This is a genomic window from Streptomyces sp. NPDC023541 (assembly GCF_055559995.1).
This window is the reverse complement of sequence record NZ_JBVHJO010000005.1, coordinates 542651-557056: the sequence shown is the minus strand read 5'-3', so window position 1 is coordinate 557056 and position 14406 is coordinate 542651. Positions and strand designations below refer to the sequence as shown.

At 72.2% G+C, this 14406-nt stretch carries 15 protein-coding genes; 8 read left to right on the top strand and 7 right to left on the bottom strand.

Features of this window, described 5'->3' with window-relative positions:
* Positions 1 to 128: 128 nt before the first annotated feature.
* A complete protein-coding gene (locus tag ACZ3X1_RS16190; protein ID WP_390075909.1) occupies positions 129 to 1037 on the bottom strand; it encodes a DUF3558 domain-containing protein in 909 nt (302 codons plus the stop codon).
* A gap of 191 nt (positions 1038 to 1228) precedes the next feature.
* Between ACZ3X1_RS16190 and ACZ3X1_RS16185 the strand changes: the two genes are divergently transcribed.
* Complete coding sequence (locus tag ACZ3X1_RS16185) at positions 1229 to 2422, top strand: RtcB family protein (protein WP_356814732.1); 1194 nt, start codon at positions 1229 to 1231, stop codon at positions 2420 to 2422.
* Positions 2423 to 2494: 72 nt separating this feature from the next.
* On the opposite strand, the gene ACZ3X1_RS16180 is transcribed toward ACZ3X1_RS16185, so the two are convergent.
* Both ACZ3X1_RS16180 and ACZ3X1_RS16175 read right to left on the bottom strand, forming a co-directional pair.
* Entirely contained in the window at positions 2495 to 3103 is a 609-nt protein-coding gene (locus ACZ3X1_RS16180) for a Uma2 family endonuclease (RefSeq protein WP_467280033.1), read from the bottom strand.
* A 515-nt stretch (positions 3104 to 3618) separates the two neighbouring features.
* Positions 3619 to 4383: an SDR family NAD(P)-dependent oxidoreductase gene (locus ACZ3X1_RS16175; RefSeq protein ID WP_467280032.1), complete on the bottom strand. Its 765-nt coding sequence runs from the start codon at positions 4381 to 4383 to the stop codon at positions 3619 to 3621.
* Positions 4384 to 4563: 180 nt separating this feature from the next.
* Between ACZ3X1_RS16175 and ACZ3X1_RS16170 the strand changes: the two genes are divergently transcribed.
* The gene (locus ACZ3X1_RS16170) at positions 4564 to 5055 is read left to right on the top strand and encodes a hypothetical protein (RefSeq protein WP_356814729.1); all 492 of its coding nucleotides are present in this window, start codon (positions 4564 to 4566) and stop codon (positions 5053 to 5055) included.
* A 93-nt stretch (positions 5056 to 5148) separates the two neighbouring features.
* On the opposite strand, the gene ACZ3X1_RS16165 is transcribed toward ACZ3X1_RS16170, so the two are convergent.
* Together ACZ3X1_RS16165 and ACZ3X1_RS16160 are read right to left on the bottom strand one after the other, a co-directional pair.
* Complete coding sequence (locus ACZ3X1_RS16165) at positions 5149 to 5877, bottom strand: Mut7-C RNAse domain-containing protein (RefSeq protein WP_356814728.1); 729 nt, start codon at positions 5875 to 5877, stop codon at positions 5149 to 5151.
* A 42-nt stretch (positions 5878 to 5919) separates the two neighbouring features.
* Positions 5920 to 6336 (bottom strand): winged helix-turn-helix transcriptional regulator, encoded by a 417-nt coding sequence (locus ACZ3X1_RS16160; RefSeq protein WP_356814727.1) that lies wholly within the window; start codon positions 6334 to 6336, stop codon positions 5920 to 5922.
* A gap of 156 nt (positions 6337 to 6492) precedes the next feature.
* Between ACZ3X1_RS16160 and ACZ3X1_RS16155 the strand changes: the two genes are divergently transcribed.
* Positions 6493 to 7389 (top strand): NADP-dependent oxidoreductase, encoded by an 897-nt coding sequence (locus ACZ3X1_RS16155; protein WP_467280056.1) that lies wholly within the window; start codon positions 6493 to 6495, stop codon positions 7387 to 7389.
* Here the strand turns inward: ACZ3X1_RS16155 and ACZ3X1_RS16150 are convergent.
* The gene (locus tag ACZ3X1_RS16150; protein WP_467280031.1) at positions 7373 to 7906 is read right to left on the bottom strand and encodes a GNAT family N-acetyltransferase; all 534 of its coding nucleotides are present in this window, start codon (positions 7904 to 7906) and stop codon (positions 7373 to 7375) included. The two genes, ACZ3X1_RS16155 and ACZ3X1_RS16150, sit on opposite strands and share 17 nt — an antisense overlap.
* A 350-nt stretch (positions 7907 to 8256) precedes the next feature.
* Here ACZ3X1_RS16150 and ACZ3X1_RS16145 point away from each other — a divergent pair, with 350 nt between their 5' ends.
* The 5 genes from ACZ3X1_RS16145 (at position 8257) to ACZ3X1_RS16125 (ending at position 13098) form a co-directional block, all read left to right on the top strand.
* Positions 8257 to 8640, top strand: coding sequence for a hypothetical protein (locus tag ACZ3X1_RS16145; protein ID WP_356814725.1), 384 nt, complete (start codon positions 8257 to 8259; stop codon positions 8638 to 8640).
* Positions 8641 to 8733: 93 nt separating this feature from the next.
* Positions 8734 to 9657 (top strand): hypothetical protein, encoded by a 924-nt coding sequence (locus ACZ3X1_RS16140; RefSeq protein ID WP_467280030.1) that lies wholly within the window; start codon positions 8734 to 8736, stop codon positions 9655 to 9657.
* A gap of 7 nt (positions 9658 to 9664) precedes the next feature.
* Positions 9665 to 11173, top strand: coding sequence for a peptidoglycan-binding domain-containing protein (locus ACZ3X1_RS16135; protein ID WP_467280029.1), 1509 nt, complete (start codon positions 9665 to 9667; stop codon positions 11171 to 11173).
* On the top strand, positions 11166 to 11840 hold the full coding sequence (locus ACZ3X1_RS16130) for an ABC transporter ATP-binding protein (protein WP_356814722.1): 675 nt from the start codon (positions 11166 to 11168) through the stop codon (positions 11838 to 11840). The genes ACZ3X1_RS16135 and ACZ3X1_RS16130 overlap by 8 nt, the downstream gene beginning before the upstream one ends.
* 139 nt (positions 11841 to 11979) lie before the next feature.
* The gene (locus ACZ3X1_RS16125; RefSeq protein ID WP_467280028.1) at positions 11980 to 13098 is read left to right on the top strand and encodes an ABC transporter permease; all 1119 of its coding nucleotides are present in this window, start codon (positions 11980 to 11982) and stop codon (positions 13096 to 13098) included.
* On the opposite strand, the gene ACZ3X1_RS16120 is transcribed toward ACZ3X1_RS16125, so the two are convergent.
* Positions 13099 to 13863: a zinc ribbon domain-containing protein gene (locus ACZ3X1_RS16120; protein ID WP_467280027.1), complete on the bottom strand. Its 765-nt coding sequence runs from the start codon at positions 13861 to 13863 to the stop codon at positions 13099 to 13101.
* Positions 13864 to 14406: the final 543 nt, after the last annotated feature.

The following is a 14406-nucleotide window of genomic DNA, read 5'->3' as shown; positions in this document are numbered from 1 at the left end:
TTCAGTGCTCTGGGGGTCTTCTTCGGTCTTCTTCGGGTTTTCTTCGGACGCGGGACCCGGTCAACGGTAGCCCGATCGGGTGCCCGACTGCTGTGCGCGCCGTCACGCCGGGGCGGGGCGCGCACCGCTCACTCGTTGAAGCGCTCGGCGAGCGCCAGCGCCAACTGCCGTGCTCTGTCCTGGGTTTCGGTGCTCGACGGGACCGTGCCGGGCACGGCCGGCTGCACGCTGTACTCGACCTTGACGATGACATTCGAGGTACGGAACACAATCCGCACGGTGCGCGACTGCGCGGCCGTGGCCCCGGCGGGGCTCAGCTTGTCGTCCAGGAAGGCCTCGGTGCCGAGCCCTTCCAGGACGCGTGAGCCGAGCTCGGGCTGCGGGGACGGACTCGTGCCGGGGGCCGGGGTTCCCGCGGCCGGTGCTCCGGCCGGTGCTCCGGCCGACGGTGAGCCGCTCGCGGGCGGTGCGGCGTTCGCGGGCGGGGGCGTGGAGGCCGCCGGGTTGGCCGGGTTGCCGGGATTGGCCGGGTTGGTGGCGCCCGGGCCGGGGGTCGTGACCGGTCCGGGGAAGGGCAGGTGGGCGTCCGTGAGCAGGCGTACGTACACCTGCTTCGCCTTGTCGTCGTCGCTGGTGGTGGCGCGGTCGTAGGAGACGACGCGTTCGAAGCCGACCGACAGCAGCCGGGTCTCCTCGGTGGTCTGCGCGGTCCAGCGGCAGCCGACGTGCCGGTCGCCGTCGTAGGAGGAGTCGGCGACGCCTGCGTAGAGCTGGGCGAGCTGTTCGGGGGTGAGGCCGTCCGGCTCGGGGAGCATGGCCTTGAGCTTCTTGCTGTCGGCGGCCGCCCTGCAGGGCGCGGGCAGGCTGCGGTACTTCCCCGGCTGGGCGGGTGCGGCGGCGCCACCGCCGGCCTTCGAGTCGCTGGTGCCCGCCCTGTCGCTCCCGCCGGTGCACCCGGTCAGGCCGGCCGTCCCGGCCGCGAGCGCGGTGATCATCGCGATGCCGGGCAGGACTCGCCGTACCGCCTTGCGCTGCACGTCCACTGGCTCCCTTCGACCGGCGGGCCCCCCGACGGTCAGGAAAATGCGTTGCCGCGACTTGGGCACGGCTGGACACAATGTCTATCGCACACGCTGGTGCTGGCGCCGGTCCCCTGTCGTCTTTGGGATCAAGAGCGAGGCTTTTGCGCATTCTCACCTTTCTGTTGGTTTCGGGGGATTGATTCCTTATGTCGTATGTAGAGGTACCGGGCGCACAGGTCCCGATCCGGATGTGGACCGACCCGGCGTCGGTCGAGGCCGGCGCGATGCAGCAGCTCCACAACGTCGCCACCCTTCCGTGGATCAAGGGCCTGGCCGTCATGCCGGACGTCCATTACGGCAAGGGGGCCACGGTCGGCTCGGTGATCGCCATGAAGGACGCGGTCTGCCCGGCGGCGGTGGGCGTGGACATCGGCTGCGGCATGTCGGCGGTGAAGACGTCCCTGACGGCCAACGACCTCCCGGGGGACCTCTCCAAGCTCCGCTCCAAGATCGAGCAGGCGATCCCGGTGGGCATGGGCCTCCACAAGGAGGCGGTGGATCCGTCGCGGCTGTACGGCTTCTCGGTGGAGGGGTACGAGGACCTGTGGAAGCGGTTCGACTACCTCACCGATGCGGTCAAATTCCGTCAGGAGCGTGCCACGAAGCAGATCGGAACGCTCGGAAGCGGCAACCACTTCATCGAGTTCTGTCTCGATGAGTCAGGTTCGGTCTGGCTGATGCTGCACTCCGGCTCCCGGAACATCGGTAATGAGCTGGCCGCGCACCACATCGGCGTGGCCCGGGGCCTCGCGCACAACCAGAACCTCGTCGACCGGGACCTGGCGGTCTTCCTCGCGGCCACCCCGGAGATGGAGGCGTACCGCAACGACCTCTTCTGGGCGCAGGAGTACGCGAAGTTCAACCGGGCGGCGATGATGAGCCTCTTCAAGGAGGTCGTCCGCAAGGAGTTCCGGAAGGCGAAGGTCTCCTTCGACCGCGAGATCAGCTGCCACCACAACTACGTGGCGGAGGAGCGGTACGACGGCATGGACCTGCTGGTCACCCGCAAGGGCGCGATCCGCGCCGGCAGCGGTGACTACGGGATCATCCCCGGCTCCATGGGCACGGGCTCGTACATCGTGAAGGGCCTCGGCAACGAGAAGTCTTTCAACTCGGCCTCGCACGGTGCGGGCCGGAAGATGAGCCGGACGGCGGCGAAGAAGAAGTTCTCGGCGCGCGACCTGGCGGAGCAGACCAAGGGTGTCGAGTGCCGCAAGGACTCGGGTGTCGTGGACGAGATCCCGGGTGCGTACAAGTCGATCGAGCAGGTCATCGACCAGCAGACGGACCTCGTCCAGGTCGTGGCCAAACTCAAGCAGGTCATCTGCGTCAAGGGCTGAGGCCGGGCGCGATCGTCGGGGGAGTGGAGGGGCCCGGACCGGTGAAGACCGGCCCGGGCCCCTCCGCATGTTTCAGTCCTGGTCCCCGTCGAGGAGGAGGTCCACCGAGAGCTCCACGGAGACTCCGAGGTCTTCGGGGAGCGGGACGGAGGCGCCCCGCTTGAAGGTCTTGCGGAGGTGGTAGGCGCCGTTGCGGGGGTCCGTGTGGAGGACCACCTCGTCGTGGTGGCGGTCGGCGATGACGTAGACGGGGACGCCGGCCCTCGCGTAGCTCTCTACCTTGATGCCGATGTCGTCCGACCAGTTCGAGGAAGTGACCTCGACGATCAGGCGGAAGGCGTCGGGAGAGTAGCAGTCGTGGGCCGTTCGGGTGCGCTTGTAGTCCGCTTCGACCAGAGCGAAGTCGGGGATGGCGAAGTCGTCCGGCCCGGTCGGCAGTGCGATGCCGATGGTCTGGAGGTACTTCAGGCCCGCCTTTCTGGCTCCGGCCGCCGCGAACTCCTCGATGAGCCACGTGAGTGTCTCCGAGTGTGCCCCGTCGGCGGGTGGTGTCACGGTGAGCCTCCCCTGGAGAATCTCCACTCGGTGTCCGGGAAGCTCCTTGGAGAGTCGATCGGCGGTCTCGGCGATCGTGGTCTCGTGCTGCATCACGGCCATGGCTTCCTCCCTCTGGGGGCTCACGCTTTCGGATCGTAGCCGCGCCTGCCGACATACCGCTCGCATTCACCCATACGGGCCTCTGGGCGGCGATGCACCAACGCCCTCCCGTCGGGCGGAGGTTGACCGAACGGCTGGTCTGGCAGGGGGGTGCGGCATGCGGAGGACCCGTGTGGTCGTCGCGCATGTGCCGACCTCGGAGAAGGTCGTCTTCGTCACCGTCGACGACGGCTGGAACCGCGATCCCGAGGCCGCTCGGATCCTGCTGGAGCGGCGGTGCCCGTCTCGCTGTTCCTGCTGCCGGGGGTGTCGGGCGGGGGCACGTATCGGCTCGTCGGCGAGCGGATCTGCTCGGTCTGCCACTCAGGGTTGCTGGTGCGCAGCCGGTCGGCGTACTCCTCGAAGTGCATCCGTCGGAGTGCCGGTGGCCGGTAGCCCTCGACGAACAGCAGACGGCCCCGCGGAAGCGGGGCCAGTGGACGTCCACGAGGCGTGCACCGCATGCCGCAACGCGTATCGCTGCGGCCCTGGGATACGCACTAGAGGTCGCGGTGGACCTTGGTGTTGGAGGCCTGGGCGCGGGGGCGGACCACCAGGAGGTCGATGTTGACGTGGCTGGGGCGGGTCACTGCCCATGTGATGGTGTCGGCGACGTCGTCGGCGGTGAGGGGTTCGGCGACGCCCGCGTAGACCTTCTCCGCCTTCTCGGTGTCGCCGCGGAAGCGGGTCTTCGCGAACTCGTCGGTCTTGACCATGCCGGGGGCGATCTCGATGACGCGTACGGGCTGGCCGACGATCTCCAGGCGGAGGGTCTCGGCGAGGACGCGGGCGCCGTTCTTGGCGGCGACGTAGCCGGCGCCGCCCTCGTACGTGGCGTGGCCGGCGGTGGAGGAGAGGACCACGACGGTGCCGTCGCCGGAGGCGGTAAGGGCGGGGAGCAGTGCCTGGGTGACGTTGAGCGTGCCGATGACGTTGACCTCGTACATGGTGCGCCAGTCGGCGGGGTCGCCGGTGGCGACGGGTTCGGCACCGATGGCGCCGCCGGCGTTGTTGACGAGGACGTCGCAGCGGTCGAGGGACGCGGCGAGGGTGTCGACAGCGGCGCGGTCGGTGACGTCGAGGGCGTGGGCGGTCGCGGAGTGGCCGGCCTCGGTGAGCTCTGCGGCGAGGGCCTCGATGCGGTCCTTGCGGCGGGCGGTGAGGACGACGTGGTAGCCGGCCGTGGCGAGCTGCCGGGCGGTGGCCGCGCCGATACCGCTGCTCGCGCCGGTGACTACGGCGGTTCGGGTGGCGGCCGTGCTCATGTGCGTGCTCCTCGGTCGTTCGTACGGGCGTTCCCCGCCAGCATAGGCGCGGGCGATCGGCACGGGTTCGAAGGCAGGTACGGCGGATGGGGGTGGGCGCGCCCTCATTCGTGTGATGGTCCGACCGGCCGGGGGGTGGTGGGGGCTAGCCTCCGCGCGAGACGCGAGGAGGTGGTGGCGGTGCGCCGTGTCGCCGTACGGAGTGTGGTGGTGGCGGGGTTGCTGGCGTTCGGGGCTGGTGTGCCCGGGCCGGCGCAGGCGTCGGCGTGGGCGCCGGTGGGGGCCGGGCCGGAGGCCGACGTGTCCTACCACGGCCGGGTGGCCCTGTCGGGGTCGCAGCTGAGGGTGTGGCTGGTTCCGGAGAACGACGGGCCGGCCGCGCTGCCGAACGCGACGTTGCGGGTGCGGCTGTCGGCCGACCTGGCGGACCGGCAGCAGCTGGCGGAGGGCTGTGCGCGGGCGGGTCTGCGCGAGGTGGTGTGCGAGACGGGGCCGCTGCCGTTGCACGGGCGGGGCCGCCACGTGGGGCTGGCGCTGGAGCTGCGTGAGCCGGTGCCGGAGGTGGTGGTGCGGGTGGACACGTGGTGGAACGGCGGTGCCACGGACCGCAACCACGCCAACGACGATCACGTGGTGCTGGCCCTGGACACGGGTGACGCGTACGCCTTCTAGCCGAAGTGGCCCGAGGGCCCCGGGGTTCCCGGGCGCGGGGTTTCCTGCCCGGGGTTCTCGGCCCCGGGGTTCGCGGCCCGGGGCCCGGCCTCGTCAGGCGGTGCCGAATTCGACGAGTGCCTCGTCGACGATGCGCTCCAGGCGGGCGTGGTGGGCGCCGCGCCAGTAGACGCGTTCGCATTCGGTGCACTGGGCGAAGACGTCGTAGGAGCGGTGCGTGCCGTGTTGCAGGCGGTCGCCGACGCTCTCCTTGTCGGCCTCGTGGAGCGGCCCGTTGCAGGCGGTGCAGCGGGTCCACGGGGCGAGGGCGGGAGCGAAGCGGCCGAGGACGTCGCGCAGTTGCTCGTCGGGGTTGTCGCTGTAGACGTACGCGCCGGCGAAGATCTCGCGGCGGCGGAGCAGCCCGCGGTCGCGGGAGAGCAGGACGCGCTGCTCGGCGGCGGAGCGGGTGGCGAGGGCGGGGTCGCCGATGTCCTCGTTCTCGTAGGCGGCGTCGACGCCGAGGAGGCGCAGGCGGCGGGCGAGCGTGCCGAGGTGGACGTCGAGGAGGAAGCGGAGGGGGGCGCCGGGGACGTGCTGGGGGCGTTCGACTCCGAACACCTCGACGTTCTGGCCGTCTTGGGGCACGTAGGAGACGGGCACCTCGTGGCCGTCGACGAGGAGGCGGCCGACTTCGGTGAGCGGGACCCCGGCGGATTCGACGACGTGGCCGAGGCTGGAGGCGCCGTCGGTGGCGGTCGGTACGCGGTCCGTGCGCCGGCTGGGCGGGGCGAAGAGGCGCAGTTCGGGGGCGAGGGTGAGCTGAATGCCGGGTCCGTTCACCCTGTCAGCATGCCACCCCGTGGTGGGTGGTCGCGCCTGATTTCAGGAGGCCGCGGCGGCTCGGTCGTAGGTGTCGCGGTGGGCGCTGACCTCGTCGAAGTGGTTCTCGGCCCAGATCTTCACGGAGGAGAGCAGGCAGCCGAGGCTGCTGCCGAGGTCCGTGAGCCGGTAGTCGACGCGGACGGGGACGGTGGGGGTGACGCGGCGGGTGACGAGGCCGTCGCGTTCGAGGGAGCGCAGCGTCTGGGTGAGCATCTTCTGGCTGACGCCGGGGATCTTGCGGCCCAGGTCGCTGTAGCGCATGGAGCGGTCGTCGGCCTCGCCGAGGGCGCTGACGACGAGGCCGACCCACTTGTCGCTGATCCGGGCCAGGAGCTGGCCGGTGGGGCACTCCTTGACGAAGGCGTCGTAGGCGGAACGGGCTTCCTCGCGGCGGGCCGCGGCGGTGCTGGTGGCCATGGGGTCCCCACTTCCAGGTGCGGTACGCACCTCCAAGTGCGTACTTACGGAAAGAGAGTACCTCTCCCTAGGTTAGTGGTCGTCAGGAACGGCGCGGAAAGCGCCGACTGTGAGGACACAGAACGCAGAACGGGGAGAACGATGGGCGAGCAGACGATGCTGGCGGCCGTGGTGACCGGTTTCGGCGGCCCGGAGCGGGTCGAGTCGGCGCAGGTGCCGGTGCCGCGTCCGGCGCCGGGCCAGGTGCGGATCCGGGTCGCGGCCGCCGGGCTCAATCCGGTGGACGGCGCGGTGCGCGCCGGGGTCTTCGGCGGCGCCGGGCAGCGGCTCGGCCTCGGCTGGGACGTCGCCGGGGAGATCGACGAGATCGGTCCCGAGGTGACCGGCTGGAGCCGCGGGGACCGGGTGGTGGGCCTGCACTACGGCGCGGTGAAGCCGCTGGGCACGCACGCCGAGTACGTGGTGCTCGACGCCGGCGCCGTGGCCGCCGCGCCGGCCGCGGTGGACGTCCTGGCCGCGGCGGCGCTGCCGCTGGCAGGCCTGACCGCCGCCCGCGCCGTGGACCAGCTGGGGATGGCGCCCGGCTCCTCGGTGCTGGTCACCGGTGCCGCGGGCGTGGTCGGCGGCCTGGCGGTGCAGCTCGCCGCGCGGGCCGGCCTGGTGGTGACGGCCCTGGCGGGCCCGCAGGACGAGGATCTCGTACGGTCGCTGGGCGCGGCCGCCTTCGTCCCGCGCGGCGGGGCTCCGGCCGGGCCGGTTGACGGGGTGCTGGACGCGGCCGTCCTGGGTGGGGCCGCGCTGGCCCGCGTCCGCGACGGCGGGGTGTACGTCGGCCTGATCCCGAACCACGCCCCGGCGGCGGAGCGCGGCATCCGGGTCGAGGAGCAGGAGGTGGCCGCGGACGGGGAGTTGCTGGCCCGTCTGGTGTCGCTCGTCGACGCGGGCGCGCTCACCCTGCGGGTCTCGGACGTCTTCCCCCTCGCGGAGGCGGCGAAGGCGCACGACCGGCTCGCGACGCCGGGCGTGCGCGGCCGGATCATCCTGACGGCGTGACCGTGCGCGGCGGCCCCACCCGGTAGCGCCAGTCGAGGCTCGGGTGGGGGACGCCGGGCGGGTACTCGAAGTCGACCTCGCCGAGGCATTCGAACCCGGCGCGCCGGCAGACGGCGTTGGAGGCGGGGTGGTCCGTGCCGGGGAAGGCGTGGACGCTGTCGCGGGAGCCGTGGGCCCGTACGTACGCCAGGAGTTGTGTGAGGGCGGCGACGGCCAGTCCGCGGCCCTGGAACTCGGGCAGGATGCCCCAGCCGGCCTCGTAGACCGGCTCGCCCCGCCACTGGCGTTCCCAGAAGCCGGTGGATCCGGCGCTCTCGCCGGTTTCCAGAACCACGCGGAACATCCGCCCGGCGGCGGGCTCCCGCGCGCTCAGGGCCTCGTAGCGCCGCTGGCGGTCATGGAGCTTCCCGTCCGGCTCGGGGCCGCCGAGGTGCTGCGTCATGGCCGGTTCGTTCGAGCGTTGCAGCAGCCGGAAATCGGCCTCGGACCACGGCTCCAGTCGTACGTGTGTCTCCATCGGCCCACCCTACGGATCGCGAGATTTTTGTCGCGTCTTCGCACCCCGCCCGGGTGCCGGGGATCCGGACAGCGCGCGTCCGTGGAGTTCCGCCTCTATCCGGGCGTGGCTGACCTGCGCCGGGTCCTTGATCGAAACGTGGGCGGTGCGCCGAAATGGAGGGCGGGCCGGCTGGATTTCAGACACTGAATGATCAATTCCAAACGCCAGCGGTCCCTCTTGCAAAGCGAATTGACCTTTTGCTTCCGAACGGCGTGGCTTAGTCTGACTCTCAGCCGACCGGGGGGAAGGGCTTCGGCTGCCCTGCCCTCTCACTGCATCAGTCACCACCCGACGAGGGGGAGTAACGAGTGTTCAGTAAGAGGATTTCGGCCGGATTCATCGCGATGGCGGCCGTCGTCGGCGTCGTCGCCGCGGCGCCGTCCGCATCGGCCGTGGACCGTACCTGCTACGACGGCAATTTCTGCATCTACAAGGACCGGGACTACTCCACCAACAACTCGATGTACCGGACGAAGTACGAGTCCGCCCGCTGGGACATCGACATGCCGGCCGTGTACGAGGCCGACAGCTCATGGTGGAACCGGCGCGGCCAGTCGTCCAAGACCTACGGTGGTCGCTGGATGTCGTGGGGCGTCGAGGTCTGTCTCGTTCCCGGCGGTTCCGTGAACTACTACTGGGACGCCAACGACGATGGTGCGAGCAACACGCTGAACGACGGCTCCGGCTGCTGACCATCGCTCGGAGGCCGGGCCGCCCCCGCAGGGCGGAGGCGGCCCGGCCGCACCTTCCGGAGGGCACGGACATTGAACAAGCGCAGTCGGGTTGTGACGGCGATCGCGGTGGCGGCGGTGTTGACGGGCTCCGCCTCCGCCTGCTCGGAGGAGTCCCCCAAGGACATGGAGGCGGCCCGCAGGGCGCAGACCGCGCTCGACAGTGCCAACGAGGCGCTGGAGCAGGAGCGTGAGGCCGAGACCAAGCTGATCCGCAAGTGCATGAACGACCAGGGCTTCAAGGTCTTCCCGTCCGACGGTGCCGACAGCGACAACGGCAGGAAGCGCAGCGAAGACCTCACCCCGTCGCCCGAGACGGCGCGCACCGTGGGCTACGGCGCGGACCCGCGCCGGTCGGACAACCAGAAGGCCCGCGAGAACGGCGACGACTTCGACGCGCTGCCCGAGGACGTCAAGCGGGCCCACAGCATGGCCATGGACGGCTATGTCGACAAGCCCGAGGGCGGTGTCGAGTTCGACTTCGGAGGCGGCAAGGTGATGGTGCCGTCGCGGGGCTGCCGCGGCGAAACCCTCAAGGCCGTGTACGGGGACGTGAAGGAATACCTGCGCCTCAACTGGACGGTGTACAACACCGTGAAGCAGAACAGCGCGCACATCCTCGCCGACGACGACGCGTACCAGAAGGCGTTGTCGGAATGGGCCTCCTGCATGAAGTCCGGCGGATATCCGGAGATTTCGACTCCCGAAAAGGCCAGGGAGGCGGCGCTTTCGTATTATGCGAATGTCCAGGACGGGGACACCGCCGCGCTCGACAATGCGCAACGTGCCGAGATCAAGCAGGCCACCACCGATGCCGAATGCGGTACGAAGGTCGGGCTCAACACGAAAGCGCGGGAGGCCAAGAGCAAGGCGTCCGCCGATTCGCTGGTGAAGCACGAAGGGGAGATCACCGCCTGGCTGGAACTCGTCACTAAAGCCAAGGGCAGGGCACAGGAACTACTGCGAGAGACGTCGTAACACCGTGATGAGCCTCGAACGCACCGCGGAGTCCCAGGTGAGCGAGCCGTCCGGCGGGCGGGCCCGGCACAGGTCCAGGAGGGGCCTGGCCACCGCCGCCGCCGTCGTCGTGCTGTTCGGGAGTTCCGGATCCGTCTGGTGGATCGCATCCCAGGCCAGAACACCCGAGCAGCGTGCCTCGAACGCCGCGGCGCCTCCGCCCTCCCAGATCACGGGGAAGGTCTCCGACCAGCAGCTCGTGGAGAAGCTGGAACTGACCGGGAAGGTCGAGACGGCCTCCCGGACGCCCATCACCGGCGTCCAGCCGCAGGGCACCAGCCGCGCGGTCGTGACGGCCCTGCCCGCGACCGCGGGCAAGAGCCTCAAGGCCGGCGCGGCCGTGGCCGAGGTGTCGGGCAGGCCGGTCCTCCTCCTGCCGGGACGCTTCCCCGCGTACCGGGACCTGAAGGCCGGCGACAAGGGCCCGGACGTCCAGCAACTGCAGCGCGCACTCGCGCCGTTGTACGGGACGGCGGTGAACGGCACGTACGGACAGGCCACCGTCGACGCGGTGCGCAAGCTGTACGCGGCGGCCGGGTACGAGGCGCCGTCCGGGCAGGGGCAGGGCCCGAGCCGGGGCGGCGGAGGTGCGAGTGGCGCAGGTGCGAGTGGCGGCGGGGGCGCCCCGTCCGGCACCGCCCCCCGCGGCGGCGGCGCGGAGACCGACGGCGGCACGGGCGCGGCGCCCGGTACGAACGGTGCCGCACCCGGGGTGCCCACCCGCGGCCCCGACGTGCCGCCCGCCTCCGGACCCGCCAAGCCCGGGGAGGTGCTGCCGGCCGCGGAAGTGGCGTTCGTCAGCGCCCTTCCCGCCACGGTGGTGCAGGTCACCGCGGCGGTGGGTGACGCGGCCGACAAGCCGCTCGTCGTCCTCGGCAGCGGGGGCCGTCAGGTGCGGGCGCCCCTCACCGCGGACCAGCGCACCCGGTTGCGGGACCTGCCGAACGACGCGGTCATCCGCTTCGGCACGGGCCCCTACGCGGGCCGGGAGGGCAGCCTGGGCTCCCTCGCCGGGTCCTCCGACGCCAAGGGCGGCGACCAGCAGGGCAACGCGAAGACCGGCGGGCAGGACGGCGGGAGCACGTCCGCCGCCGCTACCGCGGGCGCGGGAACCGGCAACGGCGGTGGCGGCGGAGGTGGTGGCGGTGGCGCGGGTCAGCACGAGGCGCTGTTCGTCCCCGGCGGCTCGGAGGCGGAAGAAGGGGCGGTCCAGCAGATCAGCGTCGAACTGCGGCGCAGCCCCAAGGGCGCGCTGACCGTTCCGGTGTCAGCCGTCTGGACCGACCTCGGCGGCGCGTCCACGGTCACCGTCACCGAGAACGGCAAGGAGCGCAACGTCCCCGTCGAGGTGCTGTTCACCCATGAGGGCCTCACCGCGGTCAACGCGCTCGACGCGAACCTCGGCGCCGGCCAGACCGTCGTCCTCGTGCGCCGAGGAAAGGCGGCGGACAGCTCCGAAGGGGGCAGGGATGGCTGAACCGGCCCCCGTCATCGAGATGGCCGGCATCGCGAAGACCTACCCGGGGCCGCCGCCCGTGCACGCGCTGACCGACGTCACGCTCGACATCCGGCCCGGCCGGCTCGCCGCGATCGTCGGTCCCTCCGGCTCGGGGAAGTCCACGCTGCTGAGCGTGCTCGGGCTGCTCGACGTCCCCACCCGCGGCCGGTACCTGCTGGAGGGCAGGGACACCACCGACCTGTCCGAACGGGCCCGCACCGCCCAGCGGGCCTCGACGCTCGGCTTCGTCTTCCAGGCCTTCCACCTGGTCCCGCACCTGACCTGCGTGCAGAACGTGGCCCTCCCGCTCGTCCACCTCGGCGTGCCCCGTGCCCTGCGGCGGCCGCAAGCCGTGGCGGCCCTGGAATCCGTTGGCCTGGGGCACCGGCTGGACGTCAGACCGACCACGTTGTCCGGCGGGGAGCGGCAGCGGGTCGCGGTCGCGCGGGCGATCGTCCACCGGCCCGCCGTCGTATTGTGCGACGAGCCGACCGGCAACCTGGACACCGCGAACTCGGCCCGCGTCATGGACCTGCTGACCGGACTGGTGGCGCAGGACCGGGCCGTCGTCGTGGTCACGCACGAACCCGACGTGGCGGCCCGCGCCGACCGCGTCTTCAAGGTGGTGGACGGCCGTGTTTCCTAGCCGCGGGAGGCGGTCGGGCAGCCGTGGGACGCGTGGGCCGTCCGCGGAGGGGACAGCGGCGCCCCGGACGTCGGCGGCGGACCTGCTCGTCCAGGCGTTCCTCGCGCTGTTCGGCCGCCGGTTCCGCACCCTGCTGACGATGGTGGGCATCTCCGTAGGGCTGGCCGCGGCACTCGCCACGCTGGGCATCACCGCCAGTGCGGCCGGAGCCGTCTCCGACCAGTTCGACGCCCTCAAGGCGACCCGGGTGACGGTCAAGTACCCGTCGGAACCCGTCGCCGGGATCCGGCCACGGCCGGACGGCGGCGACACCCAGCGGGTACGCGGCCTCAACGGCGTCCGCACCGCGGGTCTCGTCAGCAAGGCCGGTGAACAGCCGGTGGTCTCACGGCTGTCGGGCACGTCGAACGATCTGCCCGAGGGCACGGTCCTTGCAGCGCAGCCCGACGCACTGGCGGCCATGTCGGCAGAACTCACACAGGGCCGGTGGTTCGACACCGGGCACGACGCGCGGCGGGAGCGGGTGGCCCTGATCGACACGGCCGCCGCGTCCCGGCTGACCGTCGACGGCGGCGCCGGCAACTCCGTGATCCACGTCAACGGCGTCGCGTTCAGCGTGCTCGGGGTCTTCCGCGCCCCCTCCGGCGACACGAACCTCACCGGATCCGTGGTCGTCCCCTACTGGGCCGCCCTGCAGGACCCGGCCGGGCTGGGCTTCGCCTCCGCGGAAATGATCATCCGTACGGATCTGGGCGCCGCCGACCAGGTCGGTGCCGAGGCCCCCTTCGCCCTGGCGCCGGGCGCCCCGGACAAACTCGTCGCGCTGGTCCCGCCGGACCCCCGGTCCCTGCGCCAGGGCGTCGAGTCGCAGACCCGGGCCCTGTTCCTGGGACTTGCCGCCGTTTCCCTCGGCGTGGGGGCGCTCGGTGTCAGCAACACCGCCTACGTGTCCGTACTGGAACGGCGGTCGGAGATCGGCCTGCGCCGTGCCCTGGGCGCCTCCCGGCGGGCGGTGGCCGGGCAGTTCTGCATCGAGAGCGGTCTGGTCGGGCTCGCGGGCGGCGTCGTCGGCACGGTGCTGGGCATCCAGATCACCGCCGTGACCTGCCTGGCCAAGGACTGGCTGGTGGTCCTCGACCCCGCTCTCACGTCGGCGGGGCCGCTGGTGGGCCTCGTGGTGGGTCTGGCCGCAGGGCTGTACCCGGCCCTGGCGGCCGCCCGCATCCTGCCCGCCGAGACCCTCCGTACGGGCGTGTAGTCAGCCGCGCTGGAAGAACTCCACCTCCGCGACGGCGAGATGGCGGTCCGCAGCCGAGCCGGCCGGTTCCTCCAGAGTCAGCCGGACCGTGGTGGCGTGGCTGATGCCGAGGGGGAAGGTCTGCGGGCCGGGCTTGTCGCTGAGGACGAGCTTCTTGTGGACCGTCGCGCCGTCCCGGTCCGTCACCTCCATGTCGATGCGCAGCGCGCGTCCCTGCTTCGCGTACTCCTCGGGTGCGGATGAGGCGCCGTTGGTGACGATCACGGCGACGAGGCGGAACGGCTTGCCGAAGGCGTACGTCACGGAGGCGCCGGGGGCGGGCGCGCCCCAGTAGCGGTTGCTGAGGCCGTCCGTGGTGTGGGCGACGGGGTGTCCGGGGAGTTCGGCGCTCGCCCGGACGCGGGTCGGGGTCACCGCCTTGGCCTTGCCGAGCTTGTCCCGGGTGTCCTCCACGAGGTGGCGTCCGGCCGGCAGCAGCAGGAAGCCGGCCGCGCAGAGGGCCAGTACGACGCCCAGGACCACCAGGAAGCGGACCAGGCGGCCGGAGCCGGCCCGGGTGCGGCGGCGGAACGGCCAGACGGTCCGCCACCACGGCAGGGGGGCCGCGACGGTGGTGGGCGTCAGGGGTGTGGCGCAGCGGCGGCAGAAGCGGCGGTCGGGCGGATTGGGCGTGCCGCAGGCCGGGCACGGTGCGCCGGTGACGTCGTCGCCGGCGGGGAGGGGACGTACGACGGGGCGCGGCGCGACGGCCCTGGCGGGCAGCACGGGAGCTGGGGACGCCACCGCTGGGGTGGCGGGCGGGCGGGGTGCCGGCGCCGCCGGGCGTGCCGGGGCCACGGGCGCGGGCGAGGATCCCGCCGCGGCGCCGGACGGCGCGCCCGGACGGGGCTCCGCCCCTGCGGCCGCGGACCGGCCGCACCCGGCGTCGTGGCCGGCGGCCGCGGCTGTGGCCGCGGCCGGATCGGACTCGGCGCCGGCGCCGGCGGGCGCGATGGCAGCCGAGGCCGGGGCGGGCCTCCTGCGCAGCCAGGACAGCCACCGCTCCACGCGGGGCGCGGACTGCGCCCCGGCGCGCGCGGACGGCTCGGACCCCGCTTCCGCGGTTGCCTCGGCCCCGACGGCGGCCGGTGAGCCGATACCTTCCGGGCCCCTGCCGCCTCGGGCGGTGGCGTCCTGGGCCGTGCCCTGTCGGGGTGTGTCGGCCCGGGGCGTTCCGACCTGAGAGGTGTCCTCTCGGGCCGTGCCGCTTTGAGGGGTACTCCGCGTTTGGTCCCGCTCACCGACGACGCCCATGTCGACCTGGGGGGT

Bases quoted from the DNA above. Each gene is read 5' to 3' on its own strand.
- ACZ3X1_RS16185 (WP_356814732.1), top strand. From the start codon at position 1,229: ATGTCGTATGTAGAGGTACCGGGCGCACAGGTCCCGATCCGGATGTGG.
- ACZ3X1_RS16175 (WP_467280032.1), bottom strand. From the start codon at position 4,383: ATGAGCACGGCCGCCACCCGAACCGCCGTAGTCACCGGCGCGAGCAGC.
- ACZ3X1_RS16160 (WP_356814727.1), bottom strand. From the start codon at position 6,336: ATGGCCACCAGCACCGCCGCGGCCCGCCGCGAGGAAGCCCGTTCCGCC.
- ACZ3X1_RS16155 (WP_467280056.1), top strand. From the start codon at position 6,493: ATGCTGGCGGCCGTGGTGACCGGTTTCGGCGGCCCGGAGCGGGTCGAG.
- ACZ3X1_RS16150 (WP_467280031.1), bottom strand. From the start codon at position 7,906: ATGGAGACACACGTACGACTGGAGCCGTGGTCCGAGGCCGATTTCCGG.
- ACZ3X1_RS16135 (WP_467280029.1), top strand. From the start codon at position 9,665: ATGAGCCTCGAACGCACCGCGGAGTCCCAGGTGAGCGAGCCGTCCGGC.
- ACZ3X1_RS16130 (WP_356814722.1), top strand. From the start codon at position 11,166: ATGGCTGAACCGGCCCCCGTCATCGAGATGGCCGGCATCGCGAAGACC.
- ACZ3X1_RS16125 (WP_467280028.1), top strand. From the start codon at position 11,980: ATGGTGGGCATCTCCGTAGGGCTGGCCGCGGCACTCGCCACGCTGGGC.